Below are 21,426 nucleotides of genomic sequence, written 5' to 3'. Positions count from 1 at the left end.
ATCATATCCCTGAGAGAAAATAAAGCCGACATCATAAGAGCTAATTTTGTATTTTTTCTCTGACGCAATCGACATAAACGTAAAGTTCAGTATAACAAACCTGAACAAAACAATTCAGATCAAACAAGAAACATCACTCCATCCCTCATGAAACTGACATTTCATTTCATTGTACTAAATTGATCTTTACATTGTGTTTTTCACACACTTCTTTTAACTTTACCAACCAAGTACCATGAAACATTTTTATGTCATTTGTATTGTCTTCAAGTTGGAGCAATTCACCCCAAACTTCATTTTTGATATACTCGGGACATTCCCACAAATAGTAGACTGTTGGTTCATGAAAAGCATTTTCTTTTGCAATTCCTATTTTAACTTCACCCATTTACAATCCTCCAATGAAATTGACCTTTTATTATATTCAAGTATTATTTACAGTAAATATGCCATTCTCCAATTCACGACCCTCTAGGTAATCAAAAGAAACCCACTCTACATTTACTAAGCCAATTAAGTCAGAAAATTGATGTGCAGGAGGGATCTCACCAAAAATTGCATCTTCATCTTCATTTATAAAAATAGCTTCGATATCATCAAGTGAGACTTCTGGATCTAAAATCAATTCTTTTATGACATTGATATCGTATATATTCTTTTCAATATGTATTTCATCAGTCCACTCACATTTATAATCAAATACTAGTTCATTCTTTTTAAATATCTTCAGCTCCCAACAGTGATCTCCAGCATAGATATAGTGCAGTAAGACTCCCGGATTGTGTGAAACAATCCCTTCATCAACTTGAAATTGGTTTCCATTGCAAACAAATGTGACCCACCCATTGGCTTCCTCAAAAACATAACCTTTTTTCTCTGCTTTTTTTAGTAATTCAACAACATCTTCTTGGTTTTTCGTTTTCAAATGATAGCTTTCACTAAATTCGCTCATAAACAATACACCCCATTTATTTTATTCAGTCATAAATTTAAAAGATTGAATCAAAAATTGCATAAACAAAGATAAACAAAAAAATAGGTGTGAGCCAAAAAATAGGAAGGGCTGCAAGTATATAAGCTTGCTTAAATTTTCCTTTTTGGTATGCATTCCAACAGCTAAACGAGACTAAAAATGATAAGGGGTAAATGGTCATATACAGATTACCTAAGTTTAATGGATTAGCAGTAAAAACTTCTATCGTCATCACATAAAAAGTAGGAAGCAAGTTAAAAAAAATGAAACCTGATACAATATTACTCCCTAAGCAAAAAACAAAACATATCGTATTTTTCAATAGTGAGTCTTCCCTTCCGCGGGCAAAAAGTTCAAGCCTAGTAGTCCGAGGGGCCACGCCTTCACTTTAAAACTAGTATTTTATCGACACTTTACTGTGTCATTTCGAAAACGAATAAATCATCAACTTCGTTATCTTGAATAGTAATAACAAATTTCTTTCCTAGACGCTTCTCCCAGCCCAGATAATAACGTGCTACCTCAATTTTTGCATTAAACTCCAGAACAATCATTTCCACTTCATTGAAATTTTCGTTCTGTTCTATTTCCATTAGCAATGCCATCACATCTTGGTAAGTTTCAACTGAAGTTGTCCATGACTGAATTGAATCTCTTTCGAGCCATGAGAATCTCCAACCCTCTTTATAAAATCTCCGCTTTATCGTTATTTCTTCACAGTGTACAAATCAAAGCTTTATGTATATCCTTCTTTTTCAAGCTCAGTAACACGGTTAGTAGCAGAATGTTCTGACTCATAAATACCGTCGATAACTATCCATAAATTTATTATGTACTCTTTCTCTTATTACAACATAAACTTCCATTTGGTACCACTTCCTTCATATGAAATCAGTTTTTTATTGTTATATCTCCATTTTCGCTAATTGTACATTTCTGCAAAGAATGTTTTAAACTAAGTCCGTATATGTAATCGGGACAATTCTTAGAAGTCACTCTAAAGCATCTAAGCTTTTCTGTGTTCCGCATTAATAATTCAACAAACCTAGGGTTTCTACTTACTATATTATCATTTCCCCAAAACAACACCACAATCTCAGAACTGTTCACTGCTTCTTCAATATGTTTGTAATTATTTTCATCGAATTTACGTTTATCTTCTGGCAGCAAATCTTTTTTATCTGAAGTGTAAGGATAAAGATTTACCACTTCAAATGAGCCGATATTCTCTTTCTCGAGATGCATTACGATGTTACTCAAGGTTGATCCAAGCCTAAACGGCACAGGGTTCACTCTTGCTGGATTAAACATTATAATTGCCGCTTTGTCCTTTGTTGTGTCCCAACTCCGAACCATACTATATCTGCAACAGTTTCAGTGATAATAGTTATTCACTCCTCATGAAATCCGTGTTTTATGGTCATTTTTTATCTCATTATTCGTCACTGTCTTCTTTGAAGTGATAATGTTCATGATAGATAGCATCCATTCCAACTAGTTTCCCACTCTTCTTATGGTAATAAGCAAAGTTACGATTTACAGGTAATTTTAGCAATTGATAATTCAAATCCTTTGGTAAACAATAGATTTCTTCAATTGCTTTTTCTTTTGATGTATAAACAGCAATTGGAAAAAAGTTTGGAAACTTCCCTGTTCCATCAGCAACAAAAATCCCCCAAATAGCATCTTCTATCCCGATGACCATCGCCCCTTTAAAAATGTGGTTCTTGATCCGAAACCTTTCCGTGAGTCATGACTTAATATGTTTCAGAAAAATGATACAACGAATCAAAATGAAAAACTCTGAATCATTCAAATATTATTCTCGAAAGTGCTCATATCGAATAGAAAACTCCTTGACAATATCAAAAAAGCTGCTACTTAAATTACCCAAATGAGAATCCCCTTTAAGGTCTAAGCGAACAGGTAGGCCTTTAAAATATATTATTCTTGCTCCATCATCCTCTAAGTCCAAGTATGTAATTATCGAATTTATTTCCATACTTAAATCCGTAAACCATTTGGAAATTGATATTGAATCTTCAAAAAGGCGACTCATATCTGAAGTAGCAGCAGTAAAAGACACCTCAATATCATCATTCGGTCCATCCAATTTCTTAATTGAAATATAGATGCAGCCTATACTTGCCTTACCATTAGGTTCTATGAATCTTTCTATTTCTGCTTTGTCATAATGTGGCCTCCAGTCATAACCACCCTCAAGATACTTAAAAATAAATGAATCCATTTCAAAATGGAGACTAGCACAGCCACCGTAATCCAAAGATCCATTCTTTCTAACATACTCAAACAATTTGTCCCCATAACTCTCCTGCGTTATTAAGATGAATCGATAGTCAAGTCCCATGATTGATATATTCTCCGATCATAATTATTATCTATCCAACGAAATCCGAACTTGATACTATTTTAGAGCTCTTCTCCCCAATGAATTCGTGTTTTATTTGTTCCTCTAGTGCAATGTCACATCATAGTGATCTATAAACAAAAACAAACTACTTGATGCAGTAGTTTTCCAAATGTCAGCATGGAGAGTCTGCCTATTTTTGCTCAATTTTTCATTCCCAAATAAGGAGAGCATCGATGCAATTAACAGATCTGCCCATCCCTTTCTATCAAGCTCCCAATCTACCTGTCCAAACAAAAAACAGAATACATATACCTCCTATAATGTAGGCTACTCCCGAAATTTTAATATTATAAATAAAGTATCGATTGGGCTTTACATGTTTGTGCAACATACCTAAGGTGTACTTTAATGCAAGTTCTGGATTCAGTAAACTGAACACTCCCCAAGCCATTAAAGGTAGTGTGAAGAAGGTAAGGACGATTCTTTCAGCCATTTCTAACAGCCATTCTTAATTTGCATCAAAACTTTTTTGATGGCATACTTCCCGAAAAGAAACTGCAAAGCTTGAAGACGAAGTGAGCGTTTCTTAAGATTGCAAATCTATAAAAATTTTAAATTCGTTATGACGACGACCAGTATAACAATCATTAATAGGATTAGAAATACTCCTATAACTTTGGTCATAAGCAAATCTGCATTACTGGGTTTACGTACCTTGCTAGTACGAAATCCATGCTTCCATGCCCACAGTGGATTTAGTACAGCAACAAGCCCATAAAAAAAAGAAGTGCCAAAAAAGATGATTAGAAAAATTATGGTCTTCAAACAAGGCCTGCTTTCCGAAAACAAGGCTAATTTTCGTCATTTGCAATTTCGAGGTCAGTTTTCTTTTGAGTCAGAACACCTGGCACTCTAAGAGCTATGTTATCTTGCTGTTCGCATACACATAAAAACAAATCATTACTATAATGATAAAAACTCCGGATATTCTTGTAAGTATTATATCAGCTTCATTTGGTTCTCTTACTTTCCTTGAAATCATAAAGGACCTTTTCCATACAAATTTGGGTTTAGCTATACTGGCTACTCCCCATCCTAGAGCAACCAAACAAATTGTAAATAAAACCATAATCGGTGGTAAATTCCATAATTTTGCGGTATGGAATCTGAATTAACTTAACCAGACCAAATCAGATAAAGTAAATATACACTTAACAAAAATGTAGCTGCTCCTGATAGTCTACTGTTCAAAAGCAAAAACTTGGTATGTTCTACGCCTTTGAAAATATTCCCCAAGTTATATTTCAGATTAAATTCAGGTCTGAAAACAGCGAAAAATCCCCATGCCATCATAAAAAACAAAAAAACTGAAATAACTATTTTGCCACCCATTCTTCTTGCTCCTTATTTGGACGAGGATTGCTCGGAATTAGCTAGAGTTTAATTTCGAACCTTCGATGGCTTATAATCCCTTATAGACAAATATGATTTTGAAGCAAAGTTTGAAAAAATCTCTACTACTAATTGGATTTCCCAGCCCTTTGAAATAAGAACCAAGGTTCCATTGCATAACGGGACTTTCTCATTTCTCCCAGACTTTCTTGCTCGAATCTCCACTCACTTTATTCAGGAATAATTTCCACAATTCATTCTCGTTCTTTATATTTTCTAGTATATCTTCATACTTTATTTCAAATTCCGCATGATCACCTATGGCATGAGAAACGCCAACGCTAATACCCAGTGCATTGTCTGTGAAGTAACTACATATTTCTGTTTCGTTCGAATCGGCTTTATTAAGCATTGTTAGCCATTCCTTAGTTGTAAAGATATTAAGTATATAGTTGTGCTCGGGCATTGTTTCCTTAAACTTTCCACCTATGAATTTCTTCACAAAACCTTCGTCGATGTTGACAAGATCCGCTAGCTTTAGTTTTTTTTCTTTATTAATATCGATATTGGTTGTATAAAAATTATTAACGGGATGAGCGGTACCTTTATCGAAGCTTATCCCAGAATATTGGATACTGAGAAAATAGTCGGTTTTCCATTTGATTTCATACTGGATTTCCATGCTAAACTCTTCGGTTTCCAGTGAATAGTTTTTCAAAAAACCGTAGGCACCATCTGCTATGATTTCATTTATGGTTCTTTGCTTATTACTATCCTTCATATTTATTATTTGGGGATATTCGATCCGGATGCCTTTATCTGTAAAGCTTGCTTTAGTGATTTCATAAGCTTTGTCGCTTTTTCCGACTAAATCCCCCATTTGTTGCGTATCTTTCATCGATAACATGTTCTTGGCATTAATGTTAGCGGCATCGCTAATACTGCATGCTGTTAAGAATAAAGCAAAAAGTATAAACAAGGTCGGCAAATTGTTTTTCTTCAACTTCTGAATTCCTCCTTTTTTGTTTATTCCCGGCTATTTAATAACTTCCTTACAGAGCTTATAATACTTTTCTCTTTCTTCATGATGGTTCGGTAATCCTGTAGTTTTGTTGAAACCATTTACTTTTTTTGAAATTTCCAACACCGAAGCCCCTTTATCTACAAGAGGGTTTAAGTTTTTATATTTACCCCAAAAGTATCCGGCAGCTTCCCAAGGGTATTTTTTTTCAACATAAGAATAACCTTCGTCCACGATTTTGGGATCGTCCATAAAATCTGCAAATTTTTGGTATACATCCCTGCCCGTGATTTGTATATATCCGGAACCTCTGAATTTGGCCCCATCTCCTTTATTTTTATTTCCGAGCTCTGTGCGGCCGTCATATTTTTTATTGAAATGTTCCTCAGGATCGCTATTTTTAGGAGCTAATTCTCTGGTATACTCCCCCAACCCGGATTCTTGCATGCACTGTGCTATAAAATGTCTTATCCTCTCAGTACTAGTTATATCATATTTTTCTAAAGTATTATTCAGGCCATTTACCATATCATCATTAACATTGTGCCATCCAAGTTCCTCAAGTTGCTTGGCAGTAACATAGGTTTTCTTCGCAGCAGCCTTAGCACCTGAGCTTTGCTCCGGATTTAGCAGTGTGTTGATTCCCGGTGCATTTATATCTCTAACTAGCCCCATGTTTATCCCTCTGGCTTCCAAGTCTTTAAAAGTAAGATACACCCCTGGCACATAGTAATTAATGTCAATAAAATACGCTCCTGAATCCAGCATACTTTGTGCCCATTGCTGGTCTCCTAAGCTCCCATCGGCTATTATCTTTTCATACCAAGCGATTTGGTTTAAGTCTCTTCTAATTGCAAAATCACTAGGCTTCGGTGCCCTAGACAAGATTGTTACAGGTTTTCCTTTTTCTTTTGTAAAACTAAGCTGCTTCTTTTCTGTAAAACCAAACTGAATGTTATCCAATTGATCCCGTCTCTGTCTTACGACAAGTTCAAACTCTAATACCCCTTTTAAGCCATTAACCTGTTCTTGATAAACGTGAACGTATGCGTGTGTAAATTTGACCTCTCGAATCGTCTTTTCGTGTCTCACGATTTGTACGGTAACGCTTCGATAATAATCATTGTCCGGCCTATACTCGGTAAGCGCCCATGTATAAAGCGTATTGGAGTTATCCGCATCTTGTTCCACAGGAGGAAGCAGTCGAAGTGGGATCTCACCCCGTATCTGAATCGAGTGGTCCGCGTTATAGGCTTTGGCAAAAAAATCTGCCGGGCTTGTGTTAATATAGCTATAGCCAGTAATCTGTCCATCGCCAAGCTCAATCGGCCGGGCACCGGATTCTCGTTCTATCCTCAACAATATACTCATACTGCATATCTCCCTTTTGGATAACTACTCCTGGCTTTCTATAACCGATTCCTTATCTTAATATATATCGGACGCTACCATATTCTATTTAATGTAAATTCTCACACACTTTTGGATATATGGGAATAGCAAATTTTCGAGGAATGATAAACTGTTCCTGTTCTCCACGTATTGTCCAACGCGGCTAAAGAAGTCGCATGTGAAATTTAATTCTCAAGATTGTTTTTACGAAATGTTATATGGGATACTGGACTTGAATAAACATGAGGCAGTAGTTTAACGGAGTTTATTTTTTGCAATAGAAAGGTTGATGGATATTATGAATACGATATATGTCCATGTTCGGCATTGGTTATTTTGGTATGGAGTTTACGGATTATGTAATAAAAGCTGTAATGATGAAATATCACTGTATTCGGATAAAGAAAGAAATAATTTTTTAGGATATTTTGATCTTATGACAGAACCTTGTCTCCTATATTCATTAAACAACGAACTTGATAAAATTGAAGATAAAGAATTCTATGATGAAATTGAAGAATTCTTAAAAGGAACTAAAAAGATCGGTTATAGTTACATATATCCCAGGGATAAAGAGGATCTTACTCGTCAAGTTGGTCATTTTGCTCCAATAAACGCTAAAGGTCACAAACCCGTTTACATTTATATGTGGTCAAAGTTATCCAAAGCTTGGGATATACAAGAGATTGAGAAAAGCGTAAAGATACTTGCTCACGATTTTTTGCACACGAATATTGAAAAAGTGGAACTATTAGATATTCCGACATACGAAGAGACAAAATTAGCATATGATAGGGATTACTCACGCTTCATTAAATGAATGCCTGACTTTTTAATAAAGGACGTAAGCAATCATGTGGAAGCCGAGGAGCTGCGATATCACATACTTTTGGATATATCGGAACAGCAAATTTTCGAGGAATGAGTGGCTGCCGCGATGCCATCCCTCTTGAAAGATCGAGACATGTGGAGTGCGTGATAAGGATGCATTGGGAGGATTGAAGTTAATAAACTGAATTATTTATATGGAGAACTTCCTGAAGAGGAGGTTCTTTTTTTGTATAACTAATACGAACATTAACGGCTATTATTATACTCAAGCTTTGTCACCTATCGATATTGTGTATGCTTGGGATTAGTAGCCACTATTATTTTAGTTTGTTATGATATAGTTAAAATTCACCAAGGATTCTACATTATCGTGTGATTGATCATAAAAATGGATTCATAAGGGAGATGATCGTATTGTCAGTTTTAAGTGATGAATTAAAAAAATATCTAGTTGCTGATAATTGGAAATATAACGAACATAGAAATGGGACTCTTCTAGCTGCTCAGCCGATTAGCTGTACACATGGAACATATGAAGGATTTTTTGATCTTCGACACCCACAGCGGATTGATTTTTATTTCAAAGTACCAATTGCGATACCTGAAGAAAAGAAGGAAGCAATAAGTCAATTTCTCCATCTGGCTAACTATGGGCTGTCTGCTGTTACATTCGAATTGCACTGGGAAAGAGGAGAGGTGCGAAGCAGGACTTCGCTCATCTGGATTGAAGAATTTGCTCCTTCAGAGGATACAATTAAGCACCATTTGATTAGAAACTATCTCTGTTTAGATGAGTATTTTCAAGGGATCGCGGCCATTGTATATGCTGGAGCTTCTCCACAAGAAGCACTTGAAAAATCGGAGAGAAAGTAATAAAAAACTAAATTTTATCGATGATGAGGAGATGATATTTTTAAATCAGCTCCTTATTAACTTGCGTGCAAAATAAAACAACAATTTTATAAGGACATTAAATTCTTTCATTTAGAGGTATCGTATGCATCCTGAAGAAGTAGGTCAAAGATACATTTATTACTTCAATTGGAAGATGGATATTTTTATATTGGTCAAACACCATATTTAACAAGAAGAATAGATGAGCATAAGAGAAGAAAAGCAGCAGAATGGACAAAAATACATAAATATGAATTTTTAATTGATAAATTTGATGCGGGGTTATGCACGTCAAAAGAAGCTGAGGCGTTAGAAACTGAAGTGACTATTCGCTTTATGAAGGAACATGGTTGGAAAAAAGTGAGGGGCGGCAATCTTTCTGCGCTAGATGAGAAAGAGATCCAACGTGTAATGATTAAATACAGGAAAAAGTATGCAATTGATGACGATCTTTATAATGTATTAGTAAATGAGTTGGATGACGATATGAAAGTTATGTTGGCAAGATATATATCAAAATAGTATGGAGATAAAACAAATATTTTAAGGGCGTATTGCTGTTATGAGAAGGGCGGTTGTTGGTGGAATCAATGTAAGGTTCGTATAAATTATGGTTGCGGCTGTTTTTCGATTATTATAATGATTATTTGATGCACTTATTACTCGTCATTAAATTACGGACGAATTGAATCTGGCCGAACACAATGGGTTGAGGAGCGATGAAATATTGAAACTACTACTTAACACTTATCCTTTTAGGTTCGAACATGCATATGAACTAGGTTTTGGTCCTAGTTGTTTTGATTCCTTGGCAGAAATAATTCAAGCATTTACTGATTCTGACAAAGAAGTGCTTTTTGCTTATTTTGACTATGATAAAGACAAAGAGCCGCTTAAGAATGAATTTTCCGAGGAATTTATAACGGGATTTTATAATGACTTCCTTTATGATAAAGATGGGGAAGTACAAAGAAAAGTTAAAGAGATATTATTTAATTTTTATTATAAAAGGGATCAGGTGCAGGAATGTATTGATATTGATAATCTGAAGGACCAATTGCTAACGACATTCAGAAACAGTGACATTAATATGTTAAATCTTGAATTAAAGGAACAGTTAAAGGAATTCCTTTATGACTATTACATGAAATACGGTTTAAAAGATGAAGAATTAAGTACACAACTTTTCATTCAGGAAAGACTAAAGCATGAAAATTTAGCATGGCTTTTCCCACATGAGAAGCCAGTTTCTCTAAAAAGAATATTGTGGTATAAAGTTTTATCAAAGGAAGAGATTATAAAAGCCTTAACTGACACTAATTGGTGGTTCAAGTGTGTCATAGTCAATCCGAATAGCAAGTTTGAGGAATTTACTTACTTTTTAGATTATACCGAAGAACATGAGGATGAGTGTGACGGTATGGTGCTTTATATAAGTACTAAAGAAGTCAATCATTTTCATGATGTTGTAGTTCCAAGATTACAACAACTTTATAGCACCTTGGAGATTGTAAGGTGATTTTATTCTGTTCATTACATTGCAAAAGATAAGTTCTTAATAAAACAATTCTTTCATTCGACAGAGGGGGATATTTTTATGATTGAGGAAGAAACGCAAGATGAGTTTCAAAAAGAGTATTTATATTTTGAAGCAACATATTGAAACATTGGAGAGTTGTACATTCGAAGAACTATTTGTTTACGTAAACACTTCATACGTTAATAAAGAAGTTATTATCGATTACTAGATGACTATGAAATTCCTTATAAAAGAAACTACTCAAAACTAAAATTATATCATCATTTTGCACGGCAGATTATCGAACACAAATTGTTTACGATAATGATTAAAGGCAAAAGGGAATAAACCGAGTCTTTCATTGGCTATCCATGAAGAACTGATGTAGGAGGTACTCAATGGAGAGACAATCTTGTAAAGCCATTATTGAATGGGATAAAGATCCCAGTTGCTTCCCAGTGAACGAGTGGCTAAGAGACATAGTTGTCAATTTTGGAAAAGTTGGGAATAATAAATTTTATGGAGAAACATGGACTGTTTTGGTAAAAGTAAATAAATTAATTGATGACACATGGAATACAGAGGCTGATGTAGCTTTTATTGTAGATGAAGCACCATGGCACTTACTTGAAACAGGATTCAGTTTTAAGCTTTGGGCAGGAAGAGATATTGCTACTGTAACAATTCTTTAAGAAACGAAATCATGGGAAAATATTTGTTAAACGGAGTCAGGGGATTTAATATGAAAAACTCTTATTCAAGAGCCGTAAAACGAATAAATAGTATTGATACAAAACATTATTTAAATATATCACATAAGAGATACAGAGATATTAGATCTAAAGGCGAGTATACGGCTGATGCTACACTCATCGCTGAATATTATCGTAGAGTTGGAGTTTTGTTGCAATTTGTAAACATAGAGGGCGTTAGTATTTTAATGGGAATGTCGAGATTAATTCATAAGGAACCTTTTCTTGATTATGATAATTTGCTTACAATTTGTCCAAATCTCAAGGAAATTAACTTGACGATTTTTAAAGTAATATGCTTCAACTATCTTGAGTGGTGCTGTCTAATTGATAAAGGCAACGCGATTGCTATTAAATATCATGATATATACGAACCTATTATAAAACTATTCGAACGAGGAGGGGGACAAATTAGTATCCATCATCATGAGTTGGTCGGAGGTTTTGGCGCATTTCCGCGATCAATATCCGCCAGCAGAGGTGATATGAAAGAGTTTGATATTAGTGACAACGCACTTGATCTGGAAATCAAGGAAATAGAACATGCAGAAGCGTTTCTTAAAGGGTATCTATTTGATAGAAATGTTACGAGTAACTGCATCCGCTGTCGCACCAGATTGCTCGTAGAAGAAAATCAAAGTATTGGCGGCACTTGGTACAATATTAAATGTGAAACTGAAAAATGTTTTGATGATAATTTTAGTAGTTATTATTTTGAATGAAATGAATCTTTTATCGGGCAAAAGGAGTATGTATTCGTTTTAATATATAAAGGACAACAAACATCTTGGAGGGAACTAAATGGAGAATATTTTAATTTTATATGGTTTCAAGAAAACTCCTTACTCTCGTTCTTTTGTACCTGTACCTGATATTATTAATGCGGAATTTAAAGATGCACAAGTGATTAATGAGCACTACAGTAAAGAAAAAGTGATTTACCAAATCTACTACTTGGACGAGAATTATTATGAATTTATCATCCGAATTATCATTACGTATCCCGATGATTCCATTACAATCATGGCCGATGAAGCAAATATGGCAGTCAGAGCCTATCAAGCCTTGTATAATAATCTGGTAGCTGGTGTATCCGGTTAAATACATACAAAAATAATGAAGTACAAACAAAATCGAAGTTTTATCGGAAAAGAGTGTGGTAAACGGATGAAAATAAGAGTGAACAAAAAGAATCGCCAAGTAATAATAAATGATTTTTTTCATATTGGTGGAATCATTATTCCGAATAGACACTGTGATACTTGTGGTAATGCAATTATTTACTATGATGAGTATGATCATGATTTTTGTGCTTATTGTAATACATGGTTGAAAGCACCTTGTGGTGATGTGAGTTGTATATACTGTAGTAAACGCCCCTCAGAGCCTTTGGATGTTAGAACATTGGCGGATAGGGAGAATGAATGTGAATAAAATTGAGATTTCATAGGATGTGGATATAGAGGTGAAATTACTTTTATTAACAAATGATCAACGAAATGTCCCTCTAAAAGTCACATTTCATCAGGAGTAAGTACTCCCCCTCAGCTGACTTATCAAAGAAAACAAATTTATTTCCAGATAGTAAAAAACATGATGCGGCGCATCATCGATAAGAAATTTAATTTGAACAATCACTTCACAATTGTCGTGGTTTGCAGGTTCTTCCTCTCGGGCAGCAAGCCCTATTTTTAATGTCAGGAGGAAACCACTTCACCTTAGCCAGAACTATTGGATTACCATTATAATTATTCAATTTTTAGTCATCCTTTTAACAGCATTAATGCTTATTCGTATCTACTGCCAACATAATTTAGAAATGCGATTGTAGCCCAAAGTTGCTCGCTATCTTCACCTACAGCTGATGAGTCATCGTTGGTGTCCTCAATATATCTTGCAATAGCATCTAGAAAATTTTCTAAAGTGATATTTTCCCATTCATTTGGATTATGCTTTAGCTCGTTTAGCATTTGATAAATGAATTCCACGAAATCACTTTTACTCTTCACTTGCTTAAGATCTTCTTCTATGCTCATTGTATTACTCCTTATTTCGAATTCTACCTTAGTTTAGAAAATTATATTCGATACTATTTAATATGTTTCTTGCTTCATTATTTATTTCAAATAAAGCTTCTTCATCTTGAGATGGATTAAATGCCAATCTCTCAATATCCGTTTCTTTAGGCAAAGCTTCTACAACAAAAGCTAGACAAGAATACTTCCAATCATAGGCATCGCCTAAAAGAATTTCACGGATATGAGGTAAAGTTTCTTCATTACACTTAATAAGTATCTGAGCAATCTCTCTTGCAATCTTATCTTCTTTAAGAAGATACTCTACTTCTTCTTCTACTCTTTTTCGGCTAATGAAATCAATCAGTACCATATCACTTGACCAATAGTAGGCACCATTTATGCATTCACCAGTTGACATATTTTTTTCCCGTAACGTTTGAATGTTCTTGTATGTAAAAAAACTTGCAATCCACTTACTCCGATCCTGAAATACAACGATTACATCACTTGCAATCTTGTTCATTCCACTCACTAATCGCCCATTGCTCTGCTTCTATCCAAATATGCCTATTTAAATGATTCATTATTCCCCTATGAAAACGATATTTTTACAGCTTTTCAAATGTGTCTGGATCTACGACTTCAGTATCTTCTACTGAAGCCGTAGCAAACCGTGGCTTAGTAAATCCACAATACTCCGTAGCGTGATGCCCAAATTTTGATGAGGCGGCTCGATTTTCTTTTCAATGCTTCATTATGTTCATTCCGATAAAGGTTTTTCCGGCACCCACACGATGCCGCTGAAAGTTGAAATATGGTACCAATTGACCCCCTCAGGGGAAACCCACTTTTCAAAAGATAGAGCTTGCTGATCTTTAAAAGTACCTACCTTATGGCAGATTTCTCCTGTCAACGGAAAATAGTAAGTTTTTGTATCTGGGGTTAACTTTACGGTTTCTTGTGTTTCAGTAATGCCCTTAGGCCGTTCAAGCGGTGCTCTATCAAGGTTGACGACTTTCCAGCCGAATGGGGTTAGTATACGTGCCAAGCCGTTGTTTACTTTATCAGCTACATAGGTTCCCGGCTGCAGCCAGTTTTGCAGACTAAGGCTTGCGTCACCATCGATGTCGAAATAACGCGTGGCGGTTCTCAGCGTGATCTTTTCGTTGGATAAGTCGAACTCCTTCAACGGCCCACTTTCATTCTCTGATCGCGGATAGGTTTTAACCCATTTGAACGTGCCATCCTGTAGTTGAATCTTGAACCATTCATAACCTTGAACTTTTATAACGAAAGAAGACTGCGCAACCACTTGAACTATACCTGGATTCGCTCTTACTCCTTTTCCTGCTACTTCGTAGGGATAATCGTAAAGCAGTTCGTTCCCAGTCAGTTTAATGATCCTGTCACTTGCCCTCTCATTATTCTTCACGTCTTCTGGAATAAACGGGTCAACAATCCATTTCTGCCCCTGCTTTGTAGAAATTCGAAACCATATCGGTGCCTCAAGCATTGCCCTTCCGGTATGACCCCCTTTGTATAAATAACGATACATTGCGGTTACATGGACTTTTTGCGGCGAAAGCATTTCTTGAGGTGGTTCGGCATTGGAATAAACGCCGACATTGGGTTGGTCATATAACTTCATTTCTTCAATAATGGTAATGTCCCGTTCCGTTTCCCGATAATCGCCGGCCGTAATTTTATCGTCATCGTCGATCCATTTGTTCCCCATCCGGGTTTTAACAAGTATATATTCTCTGCCTCCTGCGTTTGCTACACAAGTTGAATCATTTGTACCACAGGCAATTTCCAGCATCTGCATACCGGAAATTGAGCCGACCACTGAACTCGGATTTTTATAATCATCCAGCAATTTTGTCTCCGCCAGGACAACCAATTGCCTATTTGACATCAAGTCGATTTTCGCCGTTGCTTTCAAGCTTATAAAGCTCAACCCACTAAACAATACTGACACCGCCAGTACATACTTAAGAGCATTGTTCATTGTACTCGCACCCTCCCAGATTTTGATATACCTTAAACCACTTTATTTTTTATCCTTACTCATGACACTCACCCCAATTTTTTATCTTTTAATCCCATTGATAATGCTCAAGTACATAGGCTGTTTGCTCTATCTCAAAATCGTACAGGATCGAGTGATTATGTACTTTATATCCGACTGCGTTCCTCATCATAAAATAGTATTTTTTTTTGAAACTAAAATTCATGCAAAATTGAGATTCCTAAATAGAGAATTGGGTTGTTTCGGAGTAATTATATTATTGGTAAGAGATATTTATTAATTGGGTGTAGTACGGACATAATTATAAGAATTATTGCGCCGTCGATAAATTTATTTGTTGTGTTCAACTTAAATGCTCCTTATCGCGGCTCGAATAAAGTAGATTATTTCAAAATGCTTATTACTCGCCTATTTCTTTCTTTTGAATACACAAATGACTTCTTTTGAAGATCCTTGATGCTGATTTGTATCAAAGCAAGATATAAGTTCCCATCCATTTGATCCCATAACATTAAGTTCCTTATCAAATTCTTTTATATCCAATGTGCCCCCAGTAAAGAAACCTTTTGTGAAAAACTTAAGAGTTCTATACTCCCACTGCTCCATGGCTCCGAATCCTCCCGGTAATTTCAAAATGCCTTAAGGACTAACAAGGAATTTATGAGATATCAATAATTGATTGTGCAAAGCAATAGCAAAAAGAAAAACAAACCAAGACGTTACTGTAATTATGGAATAGTTATTTCAAGCTCCTCTTTTGTGCCCGTCCTATAATCACGCTTTAAATAAATTAGTTCCGAATCATTCGTCCACTTCGCTGGAGAATAATCCGTGTGATCGTCTGTTCTAATAAGAAACCGCTCCTCAAAATTATTCAAATCCATCAACCATATCTCTTCTGTTTGATCATCTTCATATCCAGCTTTTTCTTTGGATCTAAATTCGCTTGAATTCGAGTAGGCAATCCAGCTAGAGTTTTCAGAAAAATATACTTTGTGAATATACCCAAAACTATCACTTATTTTACGCGTAGAGACATTGTAGATTTGACCTCCACGGTGTCGACTTGTACCGGTATCAAGAACAAGATAGCGAGAATCAGGCGACCATTTAAAAAAATATCTATCACGTTCTGTTTTGTTTATTTTAGTAGGGGTGTTATCTCCTACTTTCCATAAGTAAGCCTCTCCTCCATCAGAGTTCCCTAAATAATAGGCAACATATTGATAATTTGGCGACCACTTGGCGTTATTTGAATCATCAGAAGAATACAGTTTTTGCTCGATTTTATTCATTTCATTTTGATGATTCTTATCGACTTGAATGATAACTGGATTCACTTTCAGATGTGTATAAGTAGATTCGTCAAAGAGATTGTAGTATACTTCAAAATCTTTCTTACCATAAATGGATACATTCCCATTCGAAATATCATATAGCCTATTATAGATTATATTTTCATCCTCTTTATTTGGGTCTGGTATTAAAAATGAATAGATATTTTCCTTCCCATTCCCTTGGAAAGTACCTCCTGAAAATTTCTCAATTTCACGAATTTTCGTTAAAACTTGATATGGAGTTAGCTTTGTGACCACCTGTTTTTCTTGATTCATATCAGCTTTATGTTTTACATCTGAAGGATTTTGAACATTCCGCCGCTCAGTTTTCTGATCTAGCGAATCGACAGATTTGTTTTCTTGATTCGTTAGTAGGCTCTCCGATGGTTTGTTATCAATCGATTCTTGAGGTGTTGGTGTAGTAGCTTTGTGGATGGAGGTTTTTGAATTGCTGTTCTCAACCGTGATATTATTGTCATTTATACTTTGACATCCGGCAACAATAATACAAACAGCAAAACTAACTAATAAATAATTCCTCATAAGGACCTCTATTTCTTTTGCTTTTCTCTCGTAAGTTAAAAAATAAACTAAATTTCTCATCTCGATGAAATCCGTGTTACATTAGAAATCACACTCATCTATTGTATTGGTCAATTCAGCCCATCTGGCAGACAATAACTTTGCATAATCCAGAGAAAACAATCCATAAATCCTCCAATTTCAACATTCATTCGAATAAAATCTGATTTTCATTCTGATAATATACTTTCAAAATTAAAGACATTCCTTAGATTCTAGAGTTTTAACAATGGCGCGTAACTAGTTTCTCGTGAATCGGAAACAGAGCATACCGTTTTTGGGCAGTAGTTATCTTGGGCTTGTCGACCTGCTAAGTAAAATTTTTAAGTTTTCAGGCATTTCTACTTTGTTTTTGGTGATATCCTTGGATTTAATCCAAGTTTCATCATCTGTTTTCGTCCAATAGTAGGTTCCAACATCTCCGCTATACACCCAATCTCTATCTTCATTATCCCATAGAAAGAACACTCTATCTCTCTTTCTAAAAGTATCTTTAGAACAAAAAATAACCGTAGGGTCGGTTCCATTCTCTCCAATTTTTGAAATATTGAATCTATAAAAATGCACTACACCATTATATCCTTCCAAAACTTCCAATTGATATTTTCCGGAAGGTGATACAAGAGGGTGTTCGAGAGTTGCAGCTAGTTTTGTTACTGCTTCATCTTTTGGCTCTCTAGAAGTCTTGGTGCCAGCGATTTGAACATTACTTGAAGGATGACTACACCCTATGATTAAAGATAAGAAACAAATTGCACATAACGATAGCACGACAGCAATTAATGATCTACCAGGCATCTTTCCACCACTCTCTTCAGAAGTACTAATCAAACGGCCAATAACTTATTTTTGGGAGCCACGATTTCCAACCGGAAGGGGGATTTTTTTCATATGTTCCTTTTACATCCCATCTATGCGAATGATATATGGCTTAGGGTCAGCGAAGGGAATTTTTTCAGCTAAAGCAGCTTTCACTTGATCAGTTGTATACATAAAATTAGGATCAATTAAATCATTCCATTGGAAATGTAAGTCATAGTTATATATCTTACCCCGTATCTGAATCGAATGGTCCACATTATAGGATTTGGCAAAATAATCTGCCGGGCTTGTGTTTATGTAGCTAAAGCCAGTAATCTTTCCATCGCCAAGCTCAATCGGCTGACCACCGGATTCTCAATCAACCCTCAACAATATACTCATACGGTATATCTCCATTTTGGGATAACTACTCCTGGCTTTCTATAAACCGATTATCTTAATATATATCGGATACCTTCATATTCTATTTAATGTAAATTCTCATACACTTTTGGATATATGGAATAGTAAATTATCGAGGAATGAGCCGTAGCCGCGATGCCATCCCTCTTGACGGTTCGAGACATATAGAGTGCGTTGTGACTTGAAAAAGATACAGTCAATTAAACGGTATAAAGAGCGCCGATAGAATGCATGCTCAAGATTTTCAAGCACGGCTTCGTTAAACATCATTGTTGATTTTTATACAGAAAAAAGGGAAGCCCAGAATCGAACAACATTGGGTTCCCTTTTTATTCGGAAGTTATTAAATACTCTCCATAAATTGTTCCTCTGAAATTACTTGTAATCCGTTTCGTTTAAGTAAAGCTGAAGTTACTCCATTACCAACCACTTTATGACCAACAAATTGACCATTGTAAATCATAGAACTACCACAAGAGGGACTGTTCTCTTTGAGAACGACTATTGTCGCATTTATTTCTTTAGCTTTCTCTAAGGCAGCATACGCTCCCTTAATATAAAAGTCCGTTACATCTTTACCAGACTTCTCAATCACTTTGGCGTTTCCATCCAGTACATCATCTCCATCTCCCCCTACTATTTCGGCAGGTTCTCTCGGAGTTGATAAGCCACCAAGCAATTCGGGACAAATCGTTACCGCCTTATTTTCCTCTACTAATTTATTTATTTTTTCATTTAAACAATGAGTACCGTTATACCTTACTTCCAATCCTGCTAAACAAGAACTCACTAATATCATAAAATTCCCCTCTTTATGACGGCGTCAAAGAATTCTGTTATCCCACTTCGTATCGCCGAATCTGCGCCCTTTGTAGCTGTCAATCTTCCACTGACCAGCCTTGCGCAGCAATACGAATAAATATTCGTCCTGAAAGGAAGTTTCCGTTTTGAAATAAACCTCGGCCCGGTTTTGGTTCTTTAAATCGACACTCGTTTCGACAGGGCTGCCAATACCGTTAAACTTGGCGGGAAACCCGAAGCTGCGAACATTTTTTCCACCGTACACCCTTTTTTTGTCCGTACAGTAGCGATCAAACAGGGGCCCCACCCATTTACTCAATTCTTCGTGCCAATCCGTCGGCTTGTTCTCTTTGAACCATGCAAACTGTTCTTCCGCATCGGCAAACTTAGGCATAGCCGCTGTTTCAGCCTCGCTTTGTTCTCGAACACGGTCCTCGTATTCGTTCCATTTCGAGCCGTATTCCTGCGCCAAAGTAATGAGATATTCTTTTAACTGCTGCTCATTCATTCGATGATACTCTCCTGTCTATTCTGTCATACTCAAATATTAACATACAAATAACCAGGACATACATCATTGGAATTCTTGTTGCTTTTATTGGTATCCGAGATTCCAACTCTATTGACATCTCGACAGATGTGGAGTGTGCATACTCATTCTAGGGTCTACGGCTAATATGAATTATTAAGTTAAACTTGGTTAAAATACCTTCATAACCATTTATAAGGAGGTTCAAAATATGTCAAGTCAATATCTGCTCAATCGTCATCACAATAACCTGTTGAAGCACCCTCATTTCGGCCATACGATCACCAATGACTCGTATGGTCATCAACTCCATCCATTGTCCCTTCATGCTCCAGTTGTACATGTTAAGGCTACAATTGTAAAAGTATATCCTGATCGGGAACGAAGCGGAGCGATGCACCAGCATTTTGATGTAAAGATCAATGAGCTAATTAGCATTAAAGGGGCCGATGCTTCTCTAGTTGATAAGAACTCGGATACTTTTGTCGCTATCCGCTATGGCGATAATTTGGGATTAGCAGAGCCGATAACTGGCATTACGGAGGGACAAGAGATTGAATTGCAAGGCGAATACATCGATCATAATCATGCCTATCCCACAGAAGACAACAGGGATAAATATCCTGTTATTCATTTCACCCACAAGCCTGTAGGATTCGTCATATATCAAGGTAAAGAATATCATTAATGGAAGTGGACAATGTCATTCCCTGTTACGATAGTTGCCTCAACGTTTTAGCTTGAACATCCAGCTTGCCAACGGCTTCGCCGATACCTGCGAATTCTTCTACGGCTTGCTGAATTTGACGTTGACTATCGACAATTGTTTTTTGCGAGGCTTTCGTTCCATCGTTGACTCGATCGACATGCTTGGCAATCCCCTCAACGGTAGCTTGAATCTCTTGCGCGGCTTCTTGTACGCTCTTGGCTAACTTTCGCACTTCGGAAGCTACAACATTAAAGCCGCGCCCATACTCCCCGGCATGTGCCGCTTCGATAGCCGCATTTAAGGCGAGCAAATTCGTTTGCGATGCAAATTCCCTAATTGTCTGCACAATGTGGCGAACGGCTGTATTTTGCTGTTCTAAATCATGGAGATAAGACAGATTCTTCTCATTCTCTTCCATCAAGCGAGTAATGGCCGAAGCCACCTGTTGATTGCGTGTTATGCCTCCCTCTGTACGGGCGAGCAATTCCTCGGACATGTTTTGCAGCTCGCTTGTTAATTGGGCTTTGGCCACTTCACGTTCAGTTATGTCGGTTGCCACCTTTAAGACGGCTACCACTTGACCATGTTCATCTAAAATAGGCATATACGTTGCTTCAAGGTTAAGCATTCTTCCGTTCTTCGTTACCCGTATGATTTTCTCCTGAAAGATCTTGCCGCTTCTAAAGTTATTCCACAATAACGCATAATCGGGACTACTAGCAAAATATTCGGTACAAAATCGCCGATGGTGTACCCCGACTAATTCAGATAAAGAGTACTCCATGGCATGAGCAAAATTTTCATTTGCCCACAGTACTTCTCCCTGAACATTAAATTCAATCATCGCAAGCGATTGCTCTAAAGCGGCAAGTACCGCTTTTTCATTGAGCACCTGGGTTGTATGTATGACCACTCAAATCCTCCGTTTCCTCGATCCGAACAAAGGCTATTATCCTAATCCTTTGACAAAAAAAAGAAATCGGTGCGAAAAATGTTAACAAAACCAAGACGTTACCGCTACTCCGAAGGAAAATTGACAGAATTTCAACGTT

General features: G+C 36.4%; 29 protein-coding genes. 9 read left to right on the top strand and 20 right to left on the bottom strand.

Annotated features, from left to right (window positions below; all coding sequences use genetic code 11):
* Nucleotides 1-166: 166 nt before the first annotated feature.
* The 11 genes from PEL01S_RS27765 to PEL01S_RS27725 all read right to left on the bottom strand — a co-directional run bounded on the left by PEL01S_RS27765 (nt 167) and on the right by PEL01S_RS27725 (nt 7,128).
* Complete coding sequence (locus tag PEL01S_RS27765; protein WP_127462565.1) at nt 167-388, bottom strand: hypothetical protein; 222 nt, start codon at nt 386-388, stop codon at nt 167-169.
* Nucleotides 389-424: 36 nt separating this feature from the next.
* The gene (locus PEL01S_RS27760; RefSeq protein ID WP_127462564.1) at nt 425-952 is read right to left on the bottom strand and encodes a hypothetical protein; all 528 of its coding nucleotides are present in this window, start codon (nt 950-952) and stop codon (nt 425-427) included.
* 434 nt (nt 953-1,386) lie between these two features.
* Nucleotides 1,387-1,566: a hypothetical protein gene (locus PEL01S_RS27755; protein WP_127462563.1), complete on the bottom strand. Its 180-nt coding sequence runs from the start codon at nt 1,564-1,566 to the stop codon at nt 1,387-1,389.
* Nucleotides 1,567-1,864: 298 nt separating this feature from the next.
* Nucleotides 1,865-2,329, bottom strand: a complete 465-nt coding sequence (locus PEL01S_RS27750) for a DUF1643 domain-containing protein (protein WP_127462562.1) — start codon at nt 2,327-2,329, stop codon at nt 1,865-1,867.
* A 79-nt stretch (nt 2,330-2,408) separates the two neighbouring features.
* A complete protein-coding gene (locus PEL01S_RS27745) occupies nt 2,409-2,678 on the bottom strand; it encodes a hypothetical protein (protein ID WP_127462561.1) in 270 nt (89 codons plus the stop codon).
* Nucleotides 2,679-2,792: 114 nt separating this feature from the next.
* Nucleotides 2,793-3,341 (bottom strand): hypothetical protein, encoded by a 549-nt coding sequence (locus tag PEL01S_RS27740; protein WP_127462560.1) that lies wholly within the window; start codon nt 3,339-3,341, stop codon nt 2,793-2,795.
* Nucleotides 3,342-3,944: 603 nt separating this feature from the next.
* Nucleotides 3,945-4,169, bottom strand: a complete 225-nt coding sequence (locus PEL01S_RS35770) for a DUF6199 family natural product biosynthesis protein (protein WP_371860731.1) — start codon at nt 4,167-4,169, stop codon at nt 3,945-3,947.
* Nucleotides 4,170-4,263: 94 nt separating this feature from the next.
* Entirely contained in the window at nt 4,264-4,473 is a 210-nt protein-coding gene (locus tag PEL01S_RS35765) for a DUF6199 family natural product biosynthesis protein (protein ID WP_371860730.1), read from the bottom strand.
* Nucleotides 4,474-4,520: 47 nt separating this feature from the next.
* Nucleotides 4,521-4,736 (bottom strand): hypothetical protein, encoded by a 216-nt coding sequence (locus PEL01S_RS27735; RefSeq protein WP_127462559.1) that lies wholly within the window; start codon nt 4,734-4,736, stop codon nt 4,521-4,523.
* Between the two features lie 190 nt (nt 4,737-4,926).
* Nucleotides 4,927-5,739, bottom strand: a complete 813-nt coding sequence (locus PEL01S_RS27730) for a PdaC/SigV domain-containing protein (protein ID WP_127462558.1) — start codon at nt 5,737-5,739, stop codon at nt 4,927-4,929.
* Nucleotides 5,740-5,772: 33 nt separating this feature from the next.
* Nucleotides 5,773-7,128 carry a glycoside hydrolase family 19 protein gene (locus tag PEL01S_RS27725; protein ID WP_127462557.1) on the bottom strand — a complete coding sequence of 452 codons (1,356 nt, stop codon included), beginning with the start codon at nt 7,126-7,128 and terminating at the stop codon, nt 5,773-5,775.
* Nucleotides 7,129-7,447: 319 nt separating this feature from the next.
* Here PEL01S_RS27725 and PEL01S_RS27720 point away from each other — a divergent pair, with 319 nt between their 5' ends.
* The 8 genes from PEL01S_RS27720 to PEL01S_RS27685 all read left to right on the top strand — a co-directional run bounded on the left by PEL01S_RS27720 (nt 7,448) and on the right by PEL01S_RS27685 (nt 12,579).
* The gene (locus tag PEL01S_RS27720; RefSeq protein WP_127462556.1) at nt 7,448-7,969 is read left to right on the top strand and encodes a hypothetical protein; all 522 of its coding nucleotides are present in this window, start codon (nt 7,448-7,450) and stop codon (nt 7,967-7,969) included.
* 383 nt (nt 7,970-8,352) lie between these two features.
* Nucleotides 8,353-8,853 carry a type III secretion system chaperone family protein gene (locus PEL01S_RS27715; RefSeq protein WP_163767808.1) on the top strand — a complete coding sequence of 167 codons (501 nt, stop codon included), beginning with the start codon at nt 8,353-8,355 and terminating at the stop codon, nt 8,851-8,853.
* A gap of 168 nt (nt 8,854-9,021) precedes the next feature.
* Entirely contained in the window at nt 9,022-9,396 is a 375-nt protein-coding gene (locus PEL01S_RS27710) for a GIY-YIG nuclease family protein (protein WP_163767811.1), read from the top strand.
* Between the two features lie 205 nt (nt 9,397-9,601).
* Entirely contained in the window at nt 9,602-10,393 is a 792-nt protein-coding gene (locus tag PEL01S_RS27705) for a hypothetical protein (protein ID WP_127462553.1), read from the top strand.
* 398 nt (nt 10,394-10,791) lie between these two features.
* Nucleotides 10,792-11,085, top strand: a complete 294-nt coding sequence (locus tag PEL01S_RS27700; protein WP_127462552.1) for a hypothetical protein — start codon at nt 10,792-10,794, stop codon at nt 11,083-11,085.
* Between the two features lie 50 nt (nt 11,086-11,135).
* A complete protein-coding gene (locus tag PEL01S_RS27695) occupies nt 11,136-11,867 on the top strand; it encodes a hypothetical protein (RefSeq protein WP_127462551.1) in 732 nt (243 codons plus the stop codon).
* 79 nt (nt 11,868-11,946) lie between these two features.
* On the top strand, nt 11,947-12,246 hold the full coding sequence (locus PEL01S_RS27690) for a hypothetical protein (protein WP_127462550.1): 300 nt from the start codon (nt 11,947-11,949) through the stop codon (nt 12,244-12,246).
* A gap of 66 nt (nt 12,247-12,312) precedes the next feature.
* Entirely contained in the window at nt 12,313-12,579 is a 267-nt protein-coding gene (locus PEL01S_RS27685) for a hypothetical protein (RefSeq protein ID WP_127462549.1), read from the top strand.
* Between the two features lie 353 nt (nt 12,580-12,932).
* Here PEL01S_RS27685 and PEL01S_RS27680 read toward each other — a convergent pair whose 3' ends face one another.
* The 8 genes from PEL01S_RS27680 to PEL01S_RS27640 form a co-directional block, all read right to left on the bottom strand.
* A complete protein-coding gene (locus tag PEL01S_RS27680) occupies nt 12,933-13,181 on the bottom strand; it encodes a DUF7660 family protein (protein WP_127462548.1) in 249 nt (82 codons plus the stop codon).
* A gap of 28 nt (nt 13,182-13,209) precedes the next feature.
* Nucleotides 13,210-13,686 (bottom strand): DUF5071 domain-containing protein, encoded by a 477-nt coding sequence (locus PEL01S_RS27675; RefSeq protein WP_174807022.1) that lies wholly within the window; start codon nt 13,684-13,686, stop codon nt 13,210-13,212.
* 237 nt (nt 13,687-13,923) lie between these two features.
* On the bottom strand, nt 13,924-15,171 hold the full coding sequence (locus tag PEL01S_RS27670) for a hypothetical protein (RefSeq protein ID WP_127462547.1): 1,248 nt from the start codon (nt 15,169-15,171) through the stop codon (nt 13,924-13,926).
* 429 nt (nt 15,172-15,600) lie between these two features.
* A complete protein-coding gene (locus PEL01S_RS27665) occupies nt 15,601-15,798 on the bottom strand; it encodes a DUF4177 domain-containing protein (protein ID WP_127462546.1) in 198 nt (65 codons plus the stop codon).
* A gap of 122 nt (nt 15,799-15,920) precedes the next feature.
* Nucleotides 15,921-17,132, bottom strand: a complete 1,212-nt coding sequence (locus PEL01S_RS27660; protein WP_127462545.1) for a hypothetical protein — start codon at nt 17,130-17,132, stop codon at nt 15,921-15,923.
* Nucleotides 17,133-17,399: 267 nt separating this feature from the next.
* Nucleotides 17,400-17,909: a hypothetical protein gene (locus tag PEL01S_RS27650; protein ID WP_127462544.1), complete on the bottom strand. Its 510-nt coding sequence runs from the start codon at nt 17,907-17,909 to the stop codon at nt 17,400-17,402.
* Between the two features lie 769 nt (nt 17,910-18,678).
* Complete coding sequence (locus PEL01S_RS27645) at nt 18,679-19,134, bottom strand: 2-thiouracil desulfurase family protein (protein ID WP_127462543.1); 456 nt, start codon at nt 19,132-19,134, stop codon at nt 18,679-18,681.
* A gap of 24 nt (nt 19,135-19,158) precedes the next feature.
* Nucleotides 19,159-19,644: an NTF2 fold immunity protein gene (locus tag PEL01S_RS27640; protein WP_063187046.1), complete on the bottom strand. Its 486-nt coding sequence runs from the start codon at nt 19,642-19,644 to the stop codon at nt 19,159-19,161.
* Nucleotides 19,645-19,876: 232 nt separating this feature from the next.
* Between PEL01S_RS27640 and PEL01S_RS27635 the strand changes: the two genes are divergently transcribed.
* On the top strand, nt 19,877-20,353 hold the full coding sequence (locus PEL01S_RS27635) for a hypothetical protein (protein ID WP_174807021.1): 477 nt from the start codon (nt 19,877-19,879) through the stop codon (nt 20,351-20,353).
* Between the two features lie 25 nt (nt 20,354-20,378).
* On the opposite strand, the gene PEL01S_RS35555 is transcribed toward PEL01S_RS27635, so the two are convergent.
* On the bottom strand, nt 20,379-21,287 hold the full coding sequence (locus PEL01S_RS35555) for a methyl-accepting chemotaxis protein (protein WP_371860729.1): 909 nt from the start codon (nt 21,285-21,287) through the stop codon (nt 20,379-20,381).
* Between the last annotated feature and the right edge of the window lie 139 nt (nt 21,288-21,426).

Source organism: Paenibacillus elgii NBRC 100335 (assembly GCF_004000865.1).
Lineage (GTDB): Bacteria > Bacillota > Bacilli > Paenibacillales > NBRC-103111 > Paenibacillus_G > Paenibacillus_G elgii.
Note: the sequence above shows the minus strand (reverse complement) of the source record. Positions and strands in the feature narration are given on the sequence as shown.

Coding starts and splice junctions, on each gene's coding strand:
- PEL01S_RS27645 (WP_127462543.1), bottom strand. CDS start 19,134: ATGATATTAGTGAGTTCTTGTTTAGCAGGATTGGAAGTAAGGTATAAC.
- PEL01S_RS27750 (WP_127462562.1), bottom strand. CDS start 2,329: ATGGTTCGGAGTTGGGACACAACAAAGGACAAAGCGGCAATTATAATG.
- PEL01S_RS27690 (WP_127462550.1), top strand. CDS start 11,947: ATGGAGAATATTTTAATTTTATATGGTTTCAAGAAAACTCCTTACTCT.
- PEL01S_RS27740 (WP_127462560.1), bottom strand. CDS start 3,341: ATGGGACTTGACTATCGATTCATCTTAATAACGCAGGAGAGTTATGGG.
- PEL01S_RS27700 (WP_127462552.1), top strand. CDS start 10,792: ATGGAGAGACAATCTTGTAAAGCCATTATTGAATGGGATAAAGATCCC.
- PEL01S_RS27695 (WP_127462551.1), top strand. CDS start 11,136: ATGAAAAACTCTTATTCAAGAGCCGTAAAACGAATAAATAGTATTGAT.
- PEL01S_RS27635 (WP_174807021.1), top strand. CDS start 19,877: ATGTCAAGTCAATATCTGCTCAATCGTCATCACAATAACCTGTTGAAG.
- PEL01S_RS27680 (WP_127462548.1), bottom strand. CDS start 13,181: ATGAGCATAGAAGAAGATCTTAAGCAAGTGAAGAGTAAAAGTGATTTC.
- PEL01S_RS27670 (WP_127462547.1), bottom strand. CDS start 15,171: ATGAACAATGCTCTTAAGTATGTACTGGCGGTGTCAGTATTGTTTAGT.
- PEL01S_RS27760 (WP_127462564.1), bottom strand. CDS start 952: ATGAGCGAATTTAGTGAAAGCTATCATTTGAAAACGAAAAACCAAGAA.
- PEL01S_RS27725 (WP_127462557.1), bottom strand. CDS start 7,128: ATGAGTATATTGTTGAGGATAGAACGAGAATCCGGTGCCCGGCCGATT.
- PEL01S_RS27765 (WP_127462565.1), bottom strand. CDS start 388: ATGGGTGAAGTTAAAATAGGAATTGCAAAAGAAAATGCTTTTCATGAA.
- PEL01S_RS27755 (WP_127462563.1), bottom strand. CDS start 1,566: ATGGAAATAGAACAGAACGAAAATTTCAATGAAGTGGAAATGATTGTT.
- PEL01S_RS27735 (WP_127462559.1), bottom strand. CDS start 4,736: ATGGGTGGCAAAATAGTTATTTCAGTTTTTTTGTTTTTTATGATGGCA.
- PEL01S_RS27665 (WP_127462546.1), bottom strand. CDS start 15,798: ATGGAGCAGTGGGAGTATAGAACTCTTAAGTTTTTCACAAAAGGTTTC.
- PEL01S_RS35765 (WP_371860730.1), bottom strand. CDS start 4,473: ATGGTTTTATTTACAATTTGTTTGGTTGCTCTAGGATGGGGAGTAGCC.
- PEL01S_RS27660 (WP_127462545.1), bottom strand. CDS start 17,132: ATGAGAAATTTAGTTTATTTTTTAACTTACGAGAGAAAAGCAAAAGAA.
- PEL01S_RS27650 (WP_127462544.1), bottom strand. CDS start 17,909: ATGCCTGGTAGATCATTAATTGCTGTCGTGCTATCGTTATGTGCAATT.
- PEL01S_RS27675 (WP_174807022.1), bottom strand. CDS start 13,686: ATGAACAAGATTGCAAGTGATGTAATCGTTGTATTTCAGGATCGGAGT.
- PEL01S_RS27745 (WP_127462561.1), bottom strand. CDS start 2,678: ATGGTCATCGGGATAGAAGATGCTATTTGGGGGATTTTTGTTGCTGAT.
- PEL01S_RS27640 (WP_063187046.1), bottom strand. CDS start 19,644: ATGAATGAGCAGCAGTTAAAAGAATATCTCATTACTTTGGCGCAGGAA.
- PEL01S_RS27720 (WP_127462556.1), top strand. CDS start 7,448: ATGAATACGATATATGTCCATGTTCGGCATTGGTTATTTTGGTATGGA.
- PEL01S_RS27685 (WP_127462549.1), top strand. CDS start 12,313: ATGAAAATAAGAGTGAACAAAAAGAATCGCCAAGTAATAATAAATGAT.